Genomic DNA, 21,549 nt, shown 5'->3' on the forward strand with positions numbered 1-21,549 from the left:
TCTGCAGGAGCTGCGCGAGCCGCGACCGCGGCGCGCCGGTCTCGCCCCGCCTCTTCAACCAGCCCGCGCGAATCCAGCCGCGATCGCAACAAAACCTATCGTTTGAACATGCCGCCCCTGTGCCGATGCCCGCGAACGCTTGCCGCACACTCGCCGGACCATGAATGCCGCCCCGTCCCGCCATGCGTAGCAAGCTGTTCGTCCCGGGCGCGCGGCCGGAGCTGTTCGACAAGGCCCTGGCCGGCGCCGCCGACGCCCTGTCCTTCGACCTGGAGGACGCGGTCGCGCCCGAGCGCAAGGCCGCCGCGCGCGTGGCGGTGGCCGCGTTCCTGGCCTCCCCGGCCGCCGCGGCCTCGCCCAAGCTGATGATCGTGCGGGTCAACGCGCCCGGCAGCGAACACTTCGCCGCCGACCTGGCCGCGGTCGCGCGCGAGGGCGCCGACCTGATCAACCTGCCCAAGATCGAATCGGCCGACGCCCTGCACGACGCGGTCGCGGCGCTGGAACGGGCCGAGGCGCGCAACGGCGTGGTCCGGCCGATCGGCCTGCTGGTCAACATCGAGACCCCGCGCGCGCTGCGCGCCGCCGCCGCGATCGCCGCCGCGCACCCGCGCGTGGCCGGGCTGCAGCTCGGCCTGGCCGACCTGTTCGAGGCCCAGGGCATCGCCCGCGACGACCGCGCCAACGTCCACGCCGCGCTGTTCGCCGTGCGCATGGCCGCGGCCGAGGCCGGGGTGTTCGCGCTCGACGGCGCCTACGCCGAGCTGCACGACGAGGCCGGCTACTTCGACGAAGCGCTGGCCGCCAAGCGCCTGGGCTTCCTCGGCAAGACCTGCCTGCACCCGCGCCAGGTCGGGCTGGCCAACCGCGCCTTCGCCGCCGGCGCCGACGAACTCGAGCGCGCGCGGCGGATCGTCGACGCGGCGCAGACCGCCGCCGACGGCGGCCGCGGCGTGTTCGTGGTCGATGGGCGCATGATCGACCGGCCGTTCCTCAAGCGCGCGCAGGCCCTGCTCGCGACCGCGGAACGGCCGTGAGCGGCCGCGGCGCGGGCGCCGCGGCACCATGGCGCGGCGCATGCGGCGCCGCGCAGCGTTGAGGGGACGGGAGCGGATGTCGCAGCAGTCGCAGTCGGTGGTAGGGGAACAACGCGCGCAGACCGTGCGCGCAGCGATCGCGGGCTCGCCGCGCAGGATTGCGCGGCACGCGAGTGCGCGGTGGGCGATCGCGCGGCGGGTGTGCGCACTGGCGCTGTGGGCCGTGCTGCTGGCGTTGGCCGCGCCGCTGCAGGCCGAACCGCTGACGCCGCTGCGCAGCGTCGCCTTGCCGGCGCTGCCGGCCGATACGCTGATCGGCGCGGCCCAGCTCGACGGCGCCACCGTCGCCATCGCCGCCAACGGCGCCTGGCGCCTGGATCCGGGCGCGAGCCGATGGCGCGCACTGCGCACCGATGCGAAGACGCCGCCGCGCAGCATCGTCGGCGACGGCCAGCGCGCGTTCGCGCTGTCCGCCGGCGGCGCGGTGGCGCGGCTGCAGGCCGACCCGCAGCGCCTGCAGGCGCTGGCGTTGCCGGCCCTGCCCGAAGCCTTGCGCAACGCCGTCGCGGCGTGGTCGGCCGACACCTTCTACCTCGCCGGCCTCGGCGCCGACGGCGCGCCGCGGCTGTACCAGCGCCCGCTCGCCGACGACCGCGTCGGCTGGGCCGCGGCCCATGCCTGGAACGGGGCCGGCGCACCGCGCAGCCTGCTGTTCCAGACCCGGTCGCTGTTCCTGGTGCTCGCCGATCCCGCCGGCGGCGGCGACCGCCTGCTGCGCTGGACGCCGGGCCAACCGGCCTGGAGCGACGCCGGCCCGGTGCCGGGCCAGGTGCCCGCCGGCGCCGGCCGCGCCACCGGCCAGGCCCACCTGCTGATGCCGGTGCAGCCGAGCGCGCACGCGCCGGCGCGGCTGATGACCTACCAGACCATCACCGCCGCCTGGGCCGAACTGCCCGGCGCGCAGGTCCCGGCCGACGCGCTCGCCACCGCCGTCTGGCCCGACGGCCTGATGTGGGCGCGCGCCGACGGCGCGCGGACCCACTTCGCCGCCGCGCAGATCCAGTCCAGCAAGCTGCGCCTGCACTGGCTGGACTGGGTGGTGATCGTGGTCTACCTCGCCGGCATGATCGGCATCGGCCTGTATTTCTACCTGCGCGAGAAGCGCGGCAACACCGACAGCTTCTTCGTCGGCGGCCGCAGCATCCCGTTCTGGGCCGCCGGCATCAGCCTGTACGCGGCCAACACCAGCTCGATCAGCTTCATCGCCATCCCGGCCAAGGCCTTCGAGACCAACTGGCAGTACATGGCCAACAACGTCATCGCCGTGTTCGGGCTGGTGTTCGTGGCGATCTGGGTGGTGCCCTTGCTGCGCCGGCTCGACCTGATGTCGGTGTTCTCGTACCTGGAAACCCGCTTCCACCCGGCCATCCGCATGCTCGCCAGCGCCTTGTGCGTGTTCGTGCAGATCGGCAGCCGCATGAGCGTGATCCTGTTCCTGCCGGCGCTGGCGATCGCCACCATCACCGGCATCAGCGTGTTCTGGAGCGTGCTGCTGATGGGCGGCTTCACCATCGTCTACACCGCGATGGGCGGGATGAAGGCGGTGATCTGGACCGACTTCGTCCAGGTCATCGTCAAGATGGGCGGCGCGATCTTCGCCATCGGCTTCATGATCTGGGGCCTGCGCGGCGGCTTCGATCAGTTCTGGTCCACGGCGATGGCCGAAGGCAAGATGCACACCTTCGACTTCAGCTTCGACCTGACCCGCGCCACCGTGTGGGGCTTCGTGTTCCTGGTCCTGTTCGAAGTGGTGCTGACCTTCCCCAAGGACCAGGTGCTGATGCAGCGCACCTTGTCGACCCGCTCCGACAAGGAGGCCGGGCGCTCGATCTGGGCGTTCGCGGCGATCATGATTCCCGGCGGCATCGTCTTCTACACCATCGGCACCGCGATGTTCGTGTACTACCGCGAGCATCCCGAGCGCATGAACCCTTTGCTGCCGATCGATGCGACCTTCCCGATGTTCATCGCCGCCGAACTGCCGGTGGGCGTGACCGGGCTCATCATCGCCGGCATCTTCGCCGCGGCGATGGCGACGCTGTCGGGGATCATGAACTCGGTGGCGACGCTGATCTCGGTGGACTTCTACGAGAAGCTGCACAAGGGCCACACGCCGCAGCAGAGCGTGCGCTTCGCCGAACTGATGACCGTGGTGGTGGGGCTGATCGGCATCGGCGCGGCGCTGCTGCTGTCGAAGTTCGACATCCACTCGCTGTTCGACGTGTCGATCGAGCTGGCCGGCCTGCTCGGCGGCGGCTTCGCCGGCGCCTACACCCTGGGCATGTTCACCCGCCGCGCCAACTGGCAGGGCGTGGCGATCGGGATCGGCGCGAGCGTGGTGCTGACGTTGGCAATCTGGACGCTGCGGGCGGTGCATCCGTATTACTACCTGGCGATCTCGATCGCGCTGTGCATCGCGATCGGCTACGTGGCGAGCCTGTTCTTCCCGGCGCCGACGCAATCGCTGGACGGCCTGACGATTTATCGCGACAAGCCCTCGTCCGCCCCTGCGGGGCGCCCTCTCCCGCAAGCGGGAGAAGGAACAGCGGGCAATGAACAGGTGTGAAGCCTTCTTTCGCTTGCGCAAGCGTCAGGGCCGCCCCCTGCCCCCAACGGTGACCAATGGACGTAGCCCCACCCACCCGCCTGAGGTAGCGTTGCCCGACAACGAACGCGAGCCGCCGTGGAAACCCAGTTCCTCAACACCTTCGTCACCATCGTCGACCAAGGCTCGATGGCCGCCGCCGCGCGCGTGCTCGGCATCACCCCGGCCGCGGTCGCGCAGCAGATCCGCACCCTGGAACGCGAGATCGGCGCGCCGCTGATCGCGCGCGTCGGCCGCACCGTCAGCGTCACCGAGGAAGGCGCGCGGATCCTGCCGCGCACGCGCGAGCTGCTGCGCAACGTCGCCGACCTGCGCAGCGTCGCCACCGAAAGCGAAATCGCCGGCGAACTCCGCCTGGGCGCCTGCCCGACCGCGCTCGCCGGCATCCTGCCCGACGTGCTCGCGCGCATGGTCGAGACCTTCCCGCAGATCAACGTCTTCATCAAGCCGGGCTATTCGGCCGATCTCTACCATGCGGTCGAGCAAGGCGACCTGGACGCGGCGATCGTGCTGCAGGCGCCGTTCCCGCTGCCCAAGACCTGCGAATGGCAGCTGCTGCGCGAAGAGCCGCTGATCGTGCTGGCGCCGGCGCACCTGGCCGACCGCGATCCGCACGAACTGCTCGCCACCCAGCCGCTGATCCGCTACGACCGCCACCAGTGGGGCGGCCGCCAGGCCGAGGAATACCTGCGAGCGCAGCGCATCGTCCCGCGCGAGCGCTTCGAGCTCAACGCGCTCAACGCCATCGCGGTGATGGTCGACCGCGGCCTGGGCGTGTCGCTGGTACCCGACTGGGCGCAGCCCTGGCCCGAAGGCCTCAAGCTCGCGCGCATCGCGCTGCCCGACGCCTCGGCCAAGCGCTGCATCGGCATCGTCTGGTCGCGCTCCAGCGTGCGCGTGCGCCTGGTGACCGTGCTGCTGCAGGAGAGCAAGAAAGCCATGCAACAGCGAAACGGCCCCAAGCCCCTGTAGGAGCGGCGCGAGCCGCGACCGCGAAACCGCGCTTACGACGCAACCGTGCGAGCCCTCGGTCGCAGCTTGCGCAGCTCCCACACTCGGAAACGAAACTCCGTCGTTTTGCCGCAGCGCAACAAGAAAACCTGACGCGTCACCCAACAAAACCTAGCCTGTGAACATAGCGCGCAGCGGTTCTACGCCTGCAGGCGAACGCATAGTCTCGCCAGCATCCGGAGATCGCGCGATGTCGGGGACGTCGCCACAGGGACGCGGCCACGCTGCCGTCGGGCCAATGCCGGACAGATGCGCGAGGCCGTCCGCGGCGCGCGCCGGCCTTCGCACCACCACGACGGAACCGAACATGCTCAAGCCACTTTCCGCCGCGATCGGCAGCGCCCTGCTGCTGTCCTTCGCCGCCGGCACCGCCGCCGCCCAGGACGCGGCCGCCGCGCCGGCCGAGACCGACACCGCGCAAGCCAGCCGCGCCGCGGTCAACCTCGACAACGTCGTGGTCACCGGCACGCGCAGCCCCAAGGCGGTGGACAAGATTCCCGGCGCCATCACCCTGGTGTCGAAGGCCGAACTCGCGCGCAGCCTGGTGCTGACCGAGGACGCGACCGCGGTGCTGGCGCGCACCGTGCCCGGCTACGCCGAGTCCTCGCAGGCGATGAGCAACACCGGCGAGAACCTGCGCGGCCGCGTCGCCCTGCGCCTGTTCGACGGCGTGCCGCAGGGCTCGCCGCTGCGCGAGGGCACCCGCAACGGCACCTTCACCGACATGGGCATCGTCGGCCGCATCGAAGTCATCAACGGCCCATCCGCGTCCGAGGGCATCGGCGCGGCCGGCGGCATCATCAACTATCTTTCCGCCGCGCCGACCAAGGAAGGCAACGAGTTCACCCTGATCAGCCGCTACACCACCCAGTTCAAGGACGACAGCGCCGGCTGGAAGCTCGGCCTCAACTTCGCCCGCAAGGCCGGCAACTTCGACATGCTCGCCAGCGTCTCGTTCCTGGACCGCGGCATCACCTACGACGGCGACGGCCGCCGCATCGGCATGAACACCAGCGGTTCGCTGGCCGACACGCAGTCGCGCAACCTGTTCCTCAAGGCCGGCTACGACTTCGGCGAGGACGGCACCCAGCGCATCGAAGGCTCGGTCAGCCACTTCAACGTCGAAGGCAAGGCCAACTACATCCAGGTGCTGGGCTGCCGCCCCGACGAGCGCGCGCTGTGCGGGCAGACCCGCACCAACACCTCCGAGCGCGGCACGATCTTCGGCTCCAAGGCCGCGATCAACGACTTCAAGCAATACCAGCTGACCTACACGAACAGCGATTTCTTCGGCGGCACCCTGACCGTGAACGGCTACAAGGCCGACCAGGAGATGCGCTACCTGCCGGAGAACACCATCGACCGCCAGGACCCGCGGCTCGGCCCGGTCGGCACGGTCTGGGACCAGTCGGAGATCGTCACCAACAAGAAGGGCCTGCGCACCTCGTGGGCGCGGCCGTCGCTGTTCGCGGTCGACGGCCTGGAACTGCGCGTCGGCCTGGACCTGGTCGAGGACACCGCGCAGCAGCGCCTGGCGCTGACCGACCGGCTGTGGGTGCCGCCGATGGACTACAAGAGCCGCGCGCCGTGGATGCAGCTGTCCTGGGACATCGGCCCGGTGACCCTGTCCGGCGGCATCCGCCGCGAGGACGGCGAACTGCACGTGGACGACTACACCACCACCTGGTACCGCGACCGCCGCAACGTCGGCGGCGGCACCCTGGATTATCAGGAGAACCTGACCAACTTCGGCGCGGTGTGGCGCGTCAACGAGCAGTGGTCGGTGTTCGGCTCCTACGGCGAAGGCTTCACCCTGGCCAACGTCGGCATCCCGCTGCGCAACGTGCAGTGCTCGGGCGACGCCGGCAGCGTGCAGACCGACGGCTGTCCGAACGATCCGCCGATCAACGTCGGCGACCTGCTCGACCTCAACGCCATCGTGGTCAAGAACACCGAATTCGGCTTCAACTGGCGCGGCGAGCGCGGCTCGCTGAGCGCCTCGCACTACGATTCCAAATCCGACTACGGCCAGTCGCTGGCGATCGACCCGGTCACCAACGACCTGGTGCTGCTGCGCGCGCCGGTGCGGATCAAGGGCTACGAACTGTCGGCCGACTGGCGCTTCGACGATGCCTGGCGGATCAGCGCGGTCTATTCGCACACCCGCGGCAAGACCTCGTTCTGGTCGGCCGACGCCGCCGGCCGCTTCGGCGCCGGCGGGCTCGACAAGCCGATGGGCGTGCTCGACATCAACCCCGACAAGCTCGCCTGGACCCTGACCTGGAGCTTCCTGCCCAACGCCGACGTGAGCCTGGGCGCGACCACGCTGTTCTCGCGCAACCTGTCCGGCAACGACGTGCGCGCGTTCGACAACCGCGCCTTCAGCTTCACCGAAAGCACCAAGGGCTACACCCTGTTCGACCTGGGCTTCAACTACGACACCCAGCGCTACGGCAAGCTCTCGCTCGGCATCGAGAACCTGCTGGACAAGCAATACATCCTGAGCTGGTCGCAGCCGCCGGGCGGGTTCCAGAACTATTGGGCCGGCCGCGGGCGCACGATCTCGCTGACCCACACCTTCAAGTTCTGACTGCCAAGGCGCAAGCCGGACCGGACCTGCCTCATCGCCGCGGCAAACACTGCCGCGGCGGCGCTTTCTTCGCCATGGGAATCGACGTGCCCCTTCGTGCTTTCCGCCGCTGCCGCTGGCCGGTCCCGATCGTGGGGCTGATGGCGGTGAGCGCGGCCTGCGCCGGGGTCGGGCATGCAAGCGTCGGGCCTGAAGATCCTTCCACAACAGCCGCTGCGGCGCCCGCATCGGCGCACACGGTGGACGGGACTTCAGTCCCGACGCCTTCCGCTCAACCCTCGGCGACGCCCGCACCGGCTGCCTCGCCGTTCCAACCGCTGCACCAGTTCATGCGCGACGCCACCCAGCCCGGCGGCTACCCCGGCGCGGTCACCCTGATCCTGCGCGAGGGCCGCATCGTCGACTTCCAGGCCTACGGCCACCGCGATCTCGCCCGCCGCGCCCCGATGCGCCGCGACACCGTGTTCCGCATCTATTCGATGAGCAAGACCATCGCCTCGGCCGCGGTCATGCAGTTGGTCGAACGCGGCTCGATCGACGTCGACGCGCCGGTGCAACGCTACCTGCCCGAACTCGCGGACCGCCAGGTCGCCGGCGGCGACGCGCGGGCGCCGACGCTGCGTCCCGCGCGACGCGCGATCACGGTGCGCCATCTGCTCACCCACACCGCCGGTTTCGCCGCCGGCCTGCCCGGCGACGACGCCGCGGCGGCGCTGACCCGGCGCCACGATCCGCACGCCGCGCAGGATCTCGCCGGCTTCGTCGTCCGCCTCGCGCAGGCGCCGCTGGCCGCCGACCCGGGCACCCGCTTCGGCTACGACGGCGCCGCCACCGAAACGCTGGCGCGGCTGGTCGAAGCCGTCTCCGGACAACCCTTCGACGCCTACCTGCGCGAACGCGTGTTCGCGCCGCTGCGCATGCGCGACACCGGCTTCGCGGTGCCCGCAAGCGCGCGCGGCCGCATCGCCGAGCTGACCACCACCGGCGACGACGGCCGCCTGCGCCTGGACGACGGTCCTTCCCAGCGCGAGCCCGGCGCGCCGCTGAACGCTTACGCTAGCGGCGCCGGCGGCCTGTATTCCACCGCCTGCGACTACGCGCGCTTCGCCCAGATGCTGCTCGACGGCGGCCGCATCGCCGACGAATCGGGTTTCGCCGAGTGCGACGGCCAACGCCACGAAGGCCCCGGCCCGCGCGTGCTGCGCGCCGACACCGTCGCGGCGATGCTGCGCAACCAACTGACCATGCTCGATCCGCCGGTGCATCAGTTCGATCCGGGCGAAGGCTTCGGCTTCGGCGGCGCGGTGGTGATCGATCCGGCCAAGCGCAGCGCGCCGGCGTCGCCGGGCCAATTCGGCTGGCCCGGCGCCGCCTCGACCACCTACGCCATCGATCCGCAGCGCAAAACCGTCGCGCTGGCGCTGCTGCAACACCTGCCGCGCACCGGCGTCGCCGGCGATCCGCCGCGCCTGAGCCAGCAGTTCTACCGGCTCGCGTTCGCCGCGGCCGATGCCGCCGGCGCGGCTGCGCAGAGGTCGCCATGACGCCATCGCCCGCCAACGAATCCAGCGCATGACTGCGAACACGCCCCGCAGCGTCCTCGTCGCCGGCTCGGCCAACCTCGACTTCGTCGTCCGCGCCGCGCACGCGCCCGCGCCCGGCGAAACCGTGCTCGGCCGCGAACTGGCGACCTACCCCGGCGGCAAGGGCGCCAACCAGGCGTTGGCCTGCGCCCGCGCCGGCGGCGCGCCGACGCGGATGCTGCTGGCGCTGGGCGAAGACGCGCACGCCGAGCCGATCGAGCGCTCGCTGCGCGAAGGCGGCGTGCGGCTGCACCTGCGCCGCGTGCGCGAGCGCGCGACCGGCAGCGCCTTCGTCTGCGTGGCCGACGACGGCGAGAACGCGATCGTGGTCGCGCCCGGCGCCAACGCCGCGCTGCGCGGCGACGACCTGCCCGCGCTCGATGGCGTCGCATGGCTGTTGCTGCAACTCGAATCGCCGCTGGACGCGGTCGCCGCGTGGGCGCAGCGCGCACGCGTCGCCGGCGTCGCCGTGGCGCTCAATGCCGCACCCGCGCAGGCGCTGCCGGCCGCGCTGCTGGAGCAGATCGACCTGTTGATCGTCAACGAGGGCGAACTGGCCGCGCTGACCGGCCTAGCCGATCTCGACGCCGCGCTCGCCGCGGTGCGCGCGCCGCGGGTGGTGGTGACGCTCGGCGCGCGCGGCTGCCTCGCCCGCGCCGACGGCGCGCGCCTGCGCCAGCACGGGTTCGCGGTCGCGGCGGTCGACACCACCGCGGCCGGCGACACCTTCTGCGGCGTACTGGTCGCGGCGCTGGCCCAGGGCGACGGCTTCGAAACCGCGCTGCGCCGCGCCTGCGCGGCCTCGGCGCTGGCCTGCACGCGGCCGGGCGCGCAAACCAGCATCCCGAGTCATGTCGAGGTCGAAGCGCTGTTGCACACTGCCGCAGACCCCGATTTTGCGGGAGGGACTTCAGTCCCGGCGCCTTCCGACCAGGTCCCTGCGATCTGAGACAACAGCGTCGGGACTGAAGTCCCTCCCACAGCCGCCTCGCCCCCCCTTCCGAACATCAGCCTGCCCATGTCCGACTACGATTCCGCCGCCGACGCCGCCCCCGAAGACGAACGTCCGCGCGTGCGCAACGAGTACAAGTTCTCCCACGTCACCACCCAGCGCTACCTGCCGCTGCCGGGCAAGGCGCCGGGCTGGCCGTTCGCCGAGATCGGCCACTGGAAGACCGACGTGGACGGCGCCCTCGACGACTGGATCGAGGAACTCAAGGACTGGCGCCGCGAACACCTGGTGCGCATCGGCTACGACGACGCGCACTATCGCCGCCCGGAACTGCAATGGGCGCAGCGCAATTTCGTCCACGCGCAGATGATGGTCGAGGACCGCTACTTCTACGATCCCGTCGCGGGCCGCTACACCGTGGACCGCTACCTCGACGACCTGAAACGTCGCTACGGCGGCATCGACAGCGTGCTGATCTGGCCGGTGTATCCGAACATCGGCGTCGACGACCGCAACCAGTTCGATCTCGCCCGCGACCTGCCCGGCGGCCTCGACGGCCTGCGCGGCGCCGTCGCCGACTTCCACCGCCGCGGCGTGCGCGTGTTCCTGCCGACCATGCCCTGGGACCACGGCACCCGCGACAGCGGCCGGCGCGATTGGGAGTCGGTGGCCGAACTGGTCGCCGCGGTCGGTGCCGACGGCGTCAACGGCGACACTTACAACGGCGTTCCGCGCGCGTTCTTCGACGCCTGCGACGCCGCCGGCCATCCGGTGGTGCTGCAGCCCGAATCGACCATCAGCGCCGAGGAAGCGCTGATCTGGAACGTGCAGAGCTGGGGCAAGAAGGCGCCGAACGAACCGGTGCCGCCGGTGGCCAAGTTCAAGTGGCTGGAACCGCGCCACATGATCAACTACGAGAACCGCTGGGGCCGCGACCGCAACCACGACCTGCAGTACATCTTCTTCAACGGCGTCGGCTACAACGCCTGGGAGAACGTCTGGGGCCTGTGGAACCAGCTGACCGACCGCGACGCCGAATCGCTGCGCCGCATCGCCGCCATCGCGCGCGAGTTCGCCGCGCACTTGGTCGGCCAGGACTGGCGGCCGTATGCGCGCACCCTGCAGCACGGCGTGTTCGCCAGCCGCTTCCCGCACGCGGGCGCGACGCTGTGGACGGTGATCAACCGCAACGAGTTCGATGTCGACGGCGAACTGATCGCGGTCGCGCACGCCGACGGCCAGCGCTACTACGACCTGTGGAACGGCGCCGAACTGGCGCCGCGCCTGGATGCCGGCCGCGCGGTGCTGGAGTTCGCGCTGGAAGGCCGCGGCTTCGGCGCGCTGCTGGCGCTGCCGGCCGGCGCTGTGCACGACGGGCTGGATGCATTCCTGGCGACCATGCGCGCGTCGTCGGCCAAACCGCTGCGCGAGTACAGCGCGCAGTGGACGTCGCTCAAGCAGACCCTGGTGGAGATCGCCGCGACCGCGCCGGCGGCGGCCGCGCCCGCGGGCATGGTCGAGATTCCCGCCGCCGAGTTCGACTTCGTCGTCGGCGGCGTCGAGATCGAAGGCCAGACCTGGGAAGGCGTGGACGTGCAGTACCCGTGGGAGAACAGCGCGCGCCGCAATCACCGCCGGCGCCTGCGCCTGCCGCGCTATTTCATCGACCGCACCCCGGTCACCAACGCGCAGTACCTCGCGTTCGTGCGCGCCAGCGGCTATGTCCCGGGCGATGCGCACAACTACCTGCGCGACTGGGTCGACGGCGCGCCGCGCGCGGGCTGGGACGACCGCCCGGTGACCTGGGTCGCGCTCGAAGACGCGCGCGCCTATGCGCACTGGGCCGGCAAGCGCCTGCCGCGCGAGTGGGAGTGGCAATACGCCGCGCAAGGCGGCGACGGCCGCCGCTACCCGTGGGGCGAGGACTGGCGCGACGACGCCGTGCCCGCGCCCAACCGCAACCGCCGCGTGCGCGCGCCGGACCCGGTCGACGCGCACCCGGCCGGCGCCAGCCCGTTCGGCGTGCTCGATCTGGTCGGCAACGTCTGGCAATGGACCGACGAATACCACGACGAGCACACCCGCGCGGCGATCCTGCGCGGCGGCAGCTCGTACCAGCCGCAGACCTCGCACTGGTACTTCCCGCAGGCGTACCGCCTCGACCAGCACGGCAAGCTGCTGCTGATGGCGCCGAGCAAGGACCGCTCGGCCTGCATCGGTTTCCGCTGCGTCGCGGACGCGGAGTAGGCGCATGCAGCCTTACGCCCCCGCGCTCGACCCGGCCGGCATCGTCCTGCGCGGCCCGCTCGGCGAGGCGCTCGACGCCAACCTCGCCGGCCGCCTGTCGCACTTCATCCAGGACGAAACCAGCCCGGCGATCGCCTTGTTCGCGCCCGAACGCCGCGCCCGCAACGAGGAAGGCGACTGGTACGGCGAACACGCCGGCAAGTGGCTCAGCGCCTCGGCCAAGGCGGCGGCGCGCAGCGGCGATGCGCGCCTGCTGGCCAGCGTGCGCCGGGTCGCCGACTTCCTGGTCGGCGTGCAGGAACCCGACGGCTACCTCGGCACCTACGCGCCGCAGCGCCGTTTCATGCGCAAGCAGGCGCCCAAGCCGGCGAGCTGGGACGGCGCGCCGAGCGTGCGCACCTGGGACATCTGGACCCACGCCTACCTGATCCTGGGCCTGCTGGAGACGCACAAGCACTTCCCCGAGCCGCGCTACCTCGACGCCGCGCGCCGCATCGGCCAGTTGTGCCTGCGCACGCTCAGCGCCGGCGACATCGACATCACCGACCTGGGCAACCACTTCGGCCTGTCGGCGACGGTGTTGCTCGATCCGGCGGTGGAGCTGTACTTCGCCACCGGCGAGCAGGCGTTCCTCGACCTCGCCCTGACCGTGCTCGGCCAGGCCGACGCGCATCCGCCGCTGGCACTGCTGACCCGCGCGCTGGCCGGCTTCGATGCGGCCGAGATCGCCACCGGCAAGGCCTACCAGCTGGCCTGGAACCTGGTCGGCCTGGCCAAGCTGCATCGCGCCAGCGGCCACGTCGACTACCTGCGCGCGGTCGAATCGTTGTGGCGCAGCATCCGCGAGCGCCACCTCACCCTCGGCGGCGGGCCGTGGGGCGGCGTCGCCCACCGTTCGCGCGAAGTGTTCAACGCGCCCGGCGCGTTCAGCCCGCAGGCCTATGTCGAGACCTGCTCGACCCTGGCCTGGATCCAGCTCAACCGCGAGCTGCTGGCGATCACCGGCGATGCGCGCTACGCCGAGGAGATCGAGCGCTCGGCCTACAACGACCTGCTCGCCGCGCAGGCGCCGGACGGCGAGGACTGGTGCTACTACGTGTTCCCCAACGGCCGGCGCGTGCACACCACCTACTGGCGCTGCTGCAAGTCCAGCGGCGCGATGGCGGTGGAGGAACTGCCCGGCGTGGCCTACGCGCTGGGCGAAGACGGCGCGACGACGGTGAACCTGTACGGCGCGGGTTCCGCGCGCATCGCCCACCCGCTCGCCGGCGAACTGGCGCTGGCGCAGGACACCGCGTATCCGTTCGATGGCGGAATCCGCCTGCGCGTGGCGCCGCGACACGCGGCGCGGTTCGCGCTGCGGCTGCGGATTCCGTCGTGGGCGCACGGCGCGCGCGTCGCCATCAACGGCGCGCCCGCCGCCGGCGTCGCCATGCCTGGCGATTACTTCGCGATCGAACGCGAATGGCGCGACGGCGATGAGGTCGTCCTGCACTTGCCGATGCGCCCGGTCGCGCACCGCGCGCTCGACCGCAACGTGCAGGAATCGCGCGCGCCCGACGGCAGCGCGGTCGCGCAGGAAGTGCTGCGCCACGACTACATCGGCTTCACCTGCGGCCCGCTGGTCTACGCCACCGGCCTGATCGACGGCTTCAAGACCCACGAGACCGTGCGCCTGCCCGACGCGCCCGTCGCCGACTGGCTGCACTGGTCGCCGCCCGGCGCCGACGGCGCGCCGCCGCGCCTGGAACTGCGCCTGGACCATCGCGCGCCGCTGGCGTTCGAGCCGTACTACCGCGCCGGCGGCCGCGTCGACGGCGCCTGGCGCCTGACCTGGCTGTCGCTGGCGCCGCCCGCGGCCGCCGCGCCCGGCGATTTCGCGCACGATCCACACCCGCCAAGCAAGAATTCGTAACGCCAGAACATATGCCGCACGGCTGTTAGCGCGCGCGCCGCGCGCGCACAGTTGGACCGCCCCGCACCGACGAACGCCCAGGTTCCGCCCCACGCATGGATTCCCGCCCTTCCCTTCCGCCCGATTCCCGGCGCCCCGGCCGCGGCCCGCTGGCCGGCGTGCGCGTGCTCGACCTGAGCGCCTATATCGCCGGCCCCTACGGCTGCGCGCTGCTCGCCGACCAGGGCGCGGACGTGATCAAGATCGAGCCGCCCGACGGCGACAACCTGCGCCAGTATCCGTCCACCCTGGCCAGCGAAAGCCGCGCCTTCCTCGGCGTCAACCGCAGCAAGCGCGGCATCGTGCTCGACCTCAAGCGCGCGCAGGACCACACCGCCCTGCTTCGGCTGGTGCGCGAGGCCGACGTGCTGGTGCACAACTTCCGCCCCAGCGTGCCCAAGCGCCTGGGCATCGATTTCGAGCGCCTGCAGCTGATCAACCCGCGCCTGATCTATTGCGCGGTCAGCGGCTACGGCGAGGACGGGCCGATGAAGGACAAGGCCGGCTACGACCAGGTGCTGCAGACCCTGACCGGCATGTGCGCGCTGCAGGGCAAGCGCGGCGGCCCGCCGGAGATCATCTACGGCTCGGTGGTCGACTATTACGCCGCCGCGCTGCTCAGCGGCGGCGTGGCCTCGGCGCTGTACGAGCGCGAGCGCAGCGGCCTGGGCCAGTTCGTCGGCGTGTCGCTGCTGCGCAGCGCGCTGACCATGCAATCGGCGCGCATGATCTGGGCCGACGGCGAGGGCCTGGACATCGGCCGCGACATGCGCTCGGGCGGGGTCACCGGCATCCACCCGACCCGCGAGGGCCACATCTACATTTCCGCCAACACGCCGCGGTTCTGGCAGGCGCTGTGCGAGAAGACCGGCCTGCGCGAGCTGGCCGCCGACCCGCGCTACGACAGCGTGCGCAAGCGCGCCCAGGCCGCGGCGCAGATCGTGCCGCAGCTGCATGCGGCGCTGGCCGCGCGCAGCGCGCTGGAATGGGAGGCGCTGTTCGGCGACGAAGTCCCGTGCGCGGCGGCGCGGCGGATCGAGGACATGTTCGACCACCCGCAGGTGCTGGCCGAGGGCATCGTCGCGCCGATCGAGCATCCCGGCGTGGGGCGTTATCGCGCGGTGGCGCAGTCGATCAAGTTCGGACGCACCCCGGGGCCGGCCGCGTTCGCCGCGCCGCAGCTGGGCCAGGACACCGAGGCGGTGAAGCGCGAGCTGGACGAATCCGGGACGGTGGCCGCTCGCAGGCGCGATTGAATCGGCGCTTTCGTCGCGGCTGGAATTTCGCGGTCGCGGCTCGCGCCGCTGCTACAGGGGCCGCGGACACTTCGATCCCGACGATAGCAGCGGCGCGAGCCGCGACCGCGACAACACCACTACGACGCCCGCCTCAGCCCGCGAACTTGTCCCACAGCGTCTCGAAATGCCCGGAGAAGCTGCGCACCAGGTTGGCGTCGTCGGTCACCACCAGGTTCTCCTCGTTGCTGGTGGTCGCGCTGCGGGTCCAGTTGAAGCTGCCGTTCGCCAGCACCCGCCCGTCGAACAGCGCGAACTTGTGGTGCATGTGGAACGGGCTGTCGTCGATCCGCACCGGCACGCCGAGTTCCTCCAGGCGCAGCACGTCGCTGCCCTCGTCGAACTGCTTGTCGTTGTCGCTGATCACCCGCACCGCGATGCCGCGCTTGTGGCAGGCCAGGATTTCCTCGGTCAGGCGATCGTCGGAAATGGTGTAGACGCACACCTCCAGGCTGCGCTTGGCCGAGCGGCACAGCTCGCGCAGCTTGCGCAGGCAGGCGTCGCCGGGGGCGAAGAAGGCGCTGGACACCAGCGTCGGCGGCTCGGCGACCGCGTCCAGGGTCTTGACCACCTGTTCCAGCCAGCGCAGCGCGTCGAGCGTACGCGTCGGCTGCGCCAGCATCAGCTCGCGGGCCAGGTCGAAGGCGCGGTTGCGCAGGTAGCGCACCCGGTCGGGCGGCAGCAGCGCGCCGAGTTCGCGCAGTTCGAACTTCTCTTCGTTGTCCAGCACCAGGTCGGCGACGCTTTCGCGCAGAGTGCGGTCGAGCGCGGCGAAGTCCGTCGCCGACGCGGCGGTGGCGTGGATGGCCGCATTCGCGTCCGTGTGCACAGCGGTGTTCATGCGCGGTCCCTCAGCGTTGGGTGCGGCCGTTGAGCCGGTCGGCGAATTCGTTGAGCGCGCGCTGCAGCTCGCGCTGCTGCTCGGTCATTTCCGCCCGGGTCGGCGCGTCCTGGATGTCGCGTTCGCCCAGTTGCTTGAACAGCGCGATCAGCGCCTCGTTGACCCGGCCCTGGCGTTCGTCGCTGTCGTGCAGGCGCTCGACCAGCGGCACGAACGCCTGTTGCAGCTGCGGGCCGAGACCGCCCAGCGCATCGGCCAGCGCCGCGCCGGTGTCGACCGGCGGCGGCGTGTCCTCGACCTGGGCCGCGGCGATGCGCTCCAGCGCCGCCAGCAGTTGCGGCCACGGCGCCGGGTCGGCCGGCTTGGCCTGCGCCGCCGCATTGGCGCGGTCGGCGGCCGAGTCCAGCGCGCGCACGCTCTCGACCAGGTCGTTGAGCTGCGCCACCACGCGCCCGCCGACGTCGGCCTCGCCCGCGCCCATGGCCTTGTTGCGCAGGAAATCGCGCTTGATCTGGGCCCAACGCGCGGCCTGTTCCTGGCTGTGCACGCCGCGCAGCTCGCCGAGCTTGAGCAGGTTCTCTTCGGCGCCGGTGGTCAGCAACTGCGCCTCGCCGAGGTAGTGGTCGCCGATCAGCTGCTGCAGCTCGGCCGCGTTCATCACCGGCGAGATCTTCTCCGCCAGCTTGTTCATGTTGCGATAGCTGCCCTGCAGCTTGAACGGCGGCTCGGTGCGGTAGGTCTCGGCCTGGGCGGCGCTGGCGATGTACTGCTGGTTGACCCGGTAGACCACGTCGCGCACCTGCACCAGCCGTTCCAGGGTGGCGACGATCTCGTTGATCTCCGCGCCGCTGTAGGCGTGGCTCAGTTCGTTGGCGGAGAACTCCTTGCCCTGGGCCTTGTCGACCAGCTTGTACAGATCGCCCATCTCGCGCGTGGCCAGCGGCGCCAGCACCGGGTTGGAGGTCAGGCTGTTCTCGATGTAGCTCAGCAGGAAGGCCTGTTCCATGCCGCCGAGCACGTCGCCGAGGTTGTAGATGTCGGCGCGGTTGGCGAGCATGTCCGGAATCTTGAACACCTCGCCGGACTCGGTATACGGGTTGCCGGCCATGACCACGCAGAACTTCTTGCCGCGCATGTCGTAGGTGCGGGTGCGCCCCTTCCACACGCCCTCGATGCGGCGGGTGCCGTCGCACAGCGAGATGAACTTCTGCAGGAACTCGGGATGGGTGTGCTGGATGTCGTCGACGTACAGCATCACGTTGTTGCCCATCTCCAGCGCCAGATTGAGCTTCTCCAGCTCCTGGCGCGAGGTCGCGTCCGGCGCCTGCGCCGGGTCGAGCGAACGCACCTCGTGGCCGAGCGCGGGGCCGTTGATCTTCATGAAGATCAGGCCGAGCCGGTGCGCCACGTACTCCATCAGCGTGGTTTTGCCGTAGCCCGGCGGCGAGATCATCATCAACAGGCCCATCAGGTCCGAGCGCTTGCTCTCGCCGACCGTGCCCATCTGCTTGGCCAGGTTGTCGCCGATCACGCCCAGGTAGACGTCGTTGATCAGCTTGTTGCGCACGAACGAGCTCAGCGGCCGCGGCTTGAATTCCTCCAGGCGCAGCGCCGCGCGCTCGCGCGCGACGATCTGCTGGCGCAGCGCCTGGTACTGCTGGAAGCCCGGCACGAACTGTTCGCGATGCCGGCGCAGCCGCGCCGACCAGTCGTCCACGGCCACGCGCATGCGGCCCTCGCGGATGCGCGGGTGCTCGCCGAGCAGGCCTTGCAGCTGCGCGCCCAGTTCGGTCTCGCTGACGGCCTTGGGGAAGGCCTCGTCGAGCAGCAGCAGCGCCGCGGCCTCGGCCGCGTAGGCGGCCTGCTCGGCGAGCTCGGGCGAACGCGCCAGCGCCTCGATCCAGTTCATCGCCAATGCCCAGCGCGCGGCCGGACGCTCGCGCAGCGATTCCAGCGCGGCGGCGAAGCCCTCCCACATCCGCGCGGCGTCCATTTTCTCGCGCAGCGCCTTGAGCAGTTGCCCGGCGTAGCGGCTGAACGCGAACCGCGGCTGCGGCACCGACAATTCCAGCACCAGGTACTCGGCCGCGCGCGGGGTCAGCGCCGGATCGACCGGCATGGCCTGGGCTTGCGCCCACGCTTGCATCGCCGCGGCGACTTCGCCGCGCAGCCCGGCCAGGCCGTCGGCGCTGCCGAACAGGCGCTGGATGTCGGCCGCGGTGCGCGCGCGCTCGGGCCACGATGCCGGCTCGGCCGCCGCGCCCTGCAGCGACCAGTAGTACGCCGCCCAGGCGCGCGCCGCCGGCTCGAAGCTGAGGCTGCCGGCGCTGTCGCGCAGCGGCAGCAACGCCTGCAGGATCAACGCCGCGTCGTGGTCGTGGATGCCTTTCTCGTAGCCCTCGCGATAGCGCGGCGCGGCGAAGTCGCGGATCGTGCGCGCCAGCGTGTCCGGCTGCGCCAGCTGCCCGCGCAGCAGGTCCATGCTGAGGTTCTCGCGCCCGGCTTCGGCCGCTTCCAGCGCCAGCCCGGCCAGGTATTCGCCGCGGTACAGCTGCGGCGATTCGGAGTCCATCGACACGCCCCAGTAGTCGCGCGACGCCTCCAGGCCGGCATCGGCGATGGGCTCGAAGAAGTCGGTGCCGGTCAGATGCAGGTTCAGCGCGTCGCCGCGCGGCATCAGGGTCAGGTCGAGTTCCTGGGTGTTGACGCTGAAGCGGTGGCGCGGGCCGAGCTTGATCACGCCGCCGCCGTCTTCGAACAGCTCGCTGCGGTCGCGCAGCGCGCGCACGGCCTGGTCGCGCGCGCCCTTGAGCCGCGCCTCGACGTCGTCGGCCTTGACGTTGTCCTTGAGCGCGCGCAGGCGCTCGGCCAATTCGCGCAATTTCAGGATCAACGCGTCGCCGGCGAAGAAGGCGTTGAGCTCGTCGTTGTTGGCGAAGCGCGCGGTGCGCCGGCCCAGGCCTTCGAGGATGCGCACGGCCGCGTCCATCACCGCCTGGGCCTTGCGCTGGCGCTCGTCCAGCAGGGTCTGCTTGTGCGCCTCGAAGGTCTCCAGCAACTCCTCGCGCTTGGACAGGATGTCGCCGAGGAAGGCTTCGTGTTCGCCGAACTGGCTTTCCAGTTCCTCCAGCTGCACCAGCAGGCGCGAGAGTTGTTCGTCGGCCTTTTCCGGGTCCTGCGCCAATGCCAGCGCGCTGGCGATGCTCTGCCCGAACAGGGTGAACTGGGCGCCGAACTGGGCCACCGATTCGGCCGAGCCCAGCTGCTTGCGGCGCTGGTCGGCGCGCGCCTTGGCCTGGTTGAGCTTGGCGTAGATCTCCGAGATCGCCTCGACCACGCGGGTGCGCTGGGTGGCGTCGTCGACCTTGAGCGTGGCCATCAGGCCCGACAGCATGTCCAGGTCGCCGGACATCGCCTGCATCTGCGCCAGCGGCTGCGCCAGCTGCGCCACCGTGGTCGCGGCCTGGGCCTGCGCGTCGAGCGCGGCGAGCGTCTCGCCCAGCGGCGCCAGCGCCTTGTCGCCGGCCAGGAACGCGCCGGTGGCCGCGCCGATGCGCTCGTGCGCGGCGACCAGGGCCTGCTCCATCGCATCGATCGCCGCCACGTCGATGTAGCGGTACTCGCGGATGGTCAACAGGTGGCCGCGCTGCGCGGTCAGGCCGTTGAGCGCCTCGACGAAGGGCTGCACCTGTTCCCAGTTCTCCGGCTGCAGGCCGTCGAGCAGCGCCTTCTGCCGGCTCTGCGCCTCGCGCATCGCGCGCTCGGACTGGCTGCGGATGCCCTCGACCTTCTCGTACTCGTCGAGCACCGACTCGGCGGTGGCGGCGATCTCGCGCAACAGCGGCGCCACCTCGCCGCACTGCGGGTCGCTGAGCCAGTGGTGGGCGTCGAACAGGCGCCGGGTGTTCTGCGCCAGCAGGCCGTAGCGCTGCGCCGAGACTTCGCTGGCCTCGATCTCGCGGCTCAGGCTGATCAGCTCGGACATGCCGCGCACCAGCTCGGCGTTGCCGATCTTGCCCATGAAGGTGTTGCCGGCCGGCTGCTTTGCTGCGTATTCGTCGCTGGCGTACGGCGTCTGCCACACCTGCATCGGGTGCACGCGGGTCGGCTCGTCGCTCTCGGTGGCGAAGATCACCATGCGCCCGTCTTCCAGGCGCGCGTAGCCGTGGCCGAAGATCGGCGTCTGCAGGCGCCGCTCGATCAGATTGTAGGTGAACATCGCGGTGCGGCCCTGCTCGGGCTCGTAGAACAGGTACATCACGTCCTCGCCGTTGGGCGAGCGGATGTTGCGCTTGTAGCGCATGCCCTCCATCGACTGGTCGAATCGCTTGTGCTCGCCGTTCTGCAGGTAATAGCCGCCGGGGAAGATGATGCCGTGGTCTTCCGGCAGCTGGATGCAGGCCAGGCCGATCTCGTCCAGCCGCACCACCTTGCGGGTGAGGGTGTTGAACACCAGGTAGCGCCACTGCTCCTCGCGGTACGGCAGGATCTTGAGCAGGATCAGGCTGCCGACCCGGGCGTAGTCGACCTGGGCGTCGTCGAGCGACTGGGTCTTGTCGTGGACCGGCTCGCGGTAGATGCCCTGGCCGTCCTCGGTGTTGTTCTCGATCTTGATGGTCAGATCGCCGCCCACCGTCTCGACGAACACGCTGTCGAGGATGTTCAGGTGCGGGTGGCGGCCGTTGACGACCATGTCGCGGCCGGCGCGGATCCACTCGAAGTCGTACGGCGCCGGCAGCGCGATGTCGCGCTCGCCGCGGTTGTCGATGTAGCGCACCTCGCCGTCGGGCGAGACCGACCAGCGGAACACGCGCAGGTCGGTGATGCGCTCGCCGATCTGGAACGCGGCCAGCAGCTTGCCGTCGCGCACGATCAGCTGGATCAGCCGGGTGTGCTTGTAGTACGCGTACAGCTCGCGGAAGTCGTGGGCGAAGCTGTCGGCGCCGAGGAAGCTGCCCTTGAGCTCGACCGGGGTGACGTCGTAGCCCTCCGCCCCCTGCACCAGCTTGTACAACGAGAACACGTCGGCGACGACGGTCTCTTTCTTGAGCCCCATGAACACGTTGTAGCCGAACACCAGGTACTCGCCGACCTGGACGATGTCGCGGGCGACGCAGTTGTTCTCGGTGCGGATGCGGAAGCGGCCGATCACTTCCATCTGGCTGCTGCCGAATTCGGCCAGCCGCTGCTTGTTCAGCGCATCGGCCAGCGCGCGCAGCTTCTGGCCCTGTTCGCCCAGGCGCTTGCTCAGCACCTCGTAGGCGCCGCCCTGGGCGACGGCTTGATCGACTGCGCTGGTCTCGCCAGCCGCATGAGCGCCCGCGGCCGATGCCGCGGCGGGCTTGGTGTCCGCCATGTTCCGTCCTACCGATCG

Annotated in this window: 11 protein-coding genes; 9 read left to right on the forward strand and 2 right to left on the reverse strand. The window is 70.8% G+C overall.

The features are described from left to right. The first annotated feature begins 164 nt into the window (after positions 1 to 164). From BLV01_RS16055 to BLV01_RS16095, 9 genes are all read left to right on the forward strand, one after another. The gene (locus tag BLV01_RS16055) at positions 165 to 1,037 is read left to right on the forward strand and encodes an HpcH/HpaI aldolase/citrate lyase family protein (protein WP_254782660.1); all 873 of its coding nucleotides are present in this window, start codon (positions 165 to 167) and stop codon (positions 1,035 to 1,037) included. Positions 1,038 to 1,236: 199 nt separating this feature from the next. After that, positions 1,237 to 3,663, forward strand: a complete 2,427-nt coding sequence (locus BLV01_RS16060) for a sodium:solute symporter family protein (RefSeq protein ID WP_254782661.1) — start codon at positions 1,237 to 1,239, stop codon at positions 3,661 to 3,663. A 117-nt stretch (positions 3,664 to 3,780) separates the two neighbouring features. After that, on the forward strand, positions 3,781 to 4,674 hold the full coding sequence (locus BLV01_RS16065; RefSeq protein ID WP_091801815.1) for a LysR family transcriptional regulator: 894 nt from the start codon (positions 3,781 to 3,783) through the stop codon (positions 4,672 to 4,674). Positions 4,675 to 5,020: 346 nt separating this feature from the next. Then, positions 5,021 to 7,303: a TonB-dependent receptor gene (locus tag BLV01_RS16070; RefSeq protein ID WP_091801818.1), complete on the forward strand. Its 2,283-nt coding sequence runs from the start codon at positions 5,021 to 5,023 to the stop codon at positions 7,301 to 7,303. Between the two features lie 329 nt (positions 7,304 to 7,632). After that, on the forward strand, positions 7,633 to 8,847 hold the full coding sequence (locus BLV01_RS16075; RefSeq protein ID WP_175486004.1) for a serine hydrolase domain-containing protein: 1,215 nt from the start codon (positions 7,633 to 7,635) through the stop codon (positions 8,845 to 8,847). Between the two features lie 28 nt (positions 8,848 to 8,875). Continuing rightward, positions 8,876 to 9,835, forward strand: a complete 960-nt coding sequence (locus BLV01_RS16080) for a ribokinase (RefSeq protein ID WP_091801824.1) — start codon at positions 8,876 to 8,878, stop codon at positions 9,833 to 9,835. A 69-nt stretch (positions 9,836 to 9,904) separates the two neighbouring features. Continuing rightward, positions 9,905 to 12,085, forward strand: coding sequence for an SUMF1/EgtB/PvdO family nonheme iron enzyme (locus tag BLV01_RS16085; RefSeq protein WP_091801832.1), 2,181 nt, complete (start codon positions 9,905 to 9,907; stop codon positions 12,083 to 12,085). Positions 12,086 to 12,089: 4 nt separating this feature from the next. After that, entirely contained in the window at positions 12,090 to 14,000 is a 1,911-nt protein-coding gene (locus BLV01_RS16090; protein WP_254782662.1) for a glycoside hydrolase family 127 protein, read from the forward strand. A gap of 95 nt (positions 14,001 to 14,095) precedes the next feature. Next, positions 14,096 to 15,295 carry a CaiB/BaiF CoA transferase family protein gene (locus tag BLV01_RS16095; protein WP_091801837.1) on the forward strand — a complete coding sequence of 400 codons (1,200 nt, stop codon included), beginning with the start codon at positions 14,096 to 14,098 and terminating at the stop codon, positions 15,293 to 15,295. A 133-nt stretch (positions 15,296 to 15,428) separates the two neighbouring features. On the opposite strand, the gene BLV01_RS16100 is transcribed toward BLV01_RS16095, so the two are convergent. Together BLV01_RS16100 and BLV01_RS16105 are read right to left on the reverse strand one after the other, a co-directional pair. Further along, entirely contained in the window at positions 15,429 to 16,175 is a 747-nt protein-coding gene (locus tag BLV01_RS16100; RefSeq protein ID WP_091801844.1) for a phospholipase D-like domain-containing protein, read from the reverse strand. Between the two features lie 10 nt (positions 16,176 to 16,185). Then, positions 16,186 to 21,531 (reverse strand): DNA repair ATPase, encoded by a 5,346-nt coding sequence (locus BLV01_RS16105; RefSeq protein WP_091801849.1) that lies wholly within the window; start codon positions 21,529 to 21,531, stop codon positions 16,186 to 16,188. Between the last annotated feature and the right edge of the window lie 18 nt (positions 21,532 to 21,549).

This window comes from Lysobacter sp. yr284 (assembly GCF_900107375.1).
Classification (GTDB): domain Bacteria; phylum Pseudomonadota; class Gammaproteobacteria; order Xanthomonadales; family Xanthomonadaceae; genus Lysobacter.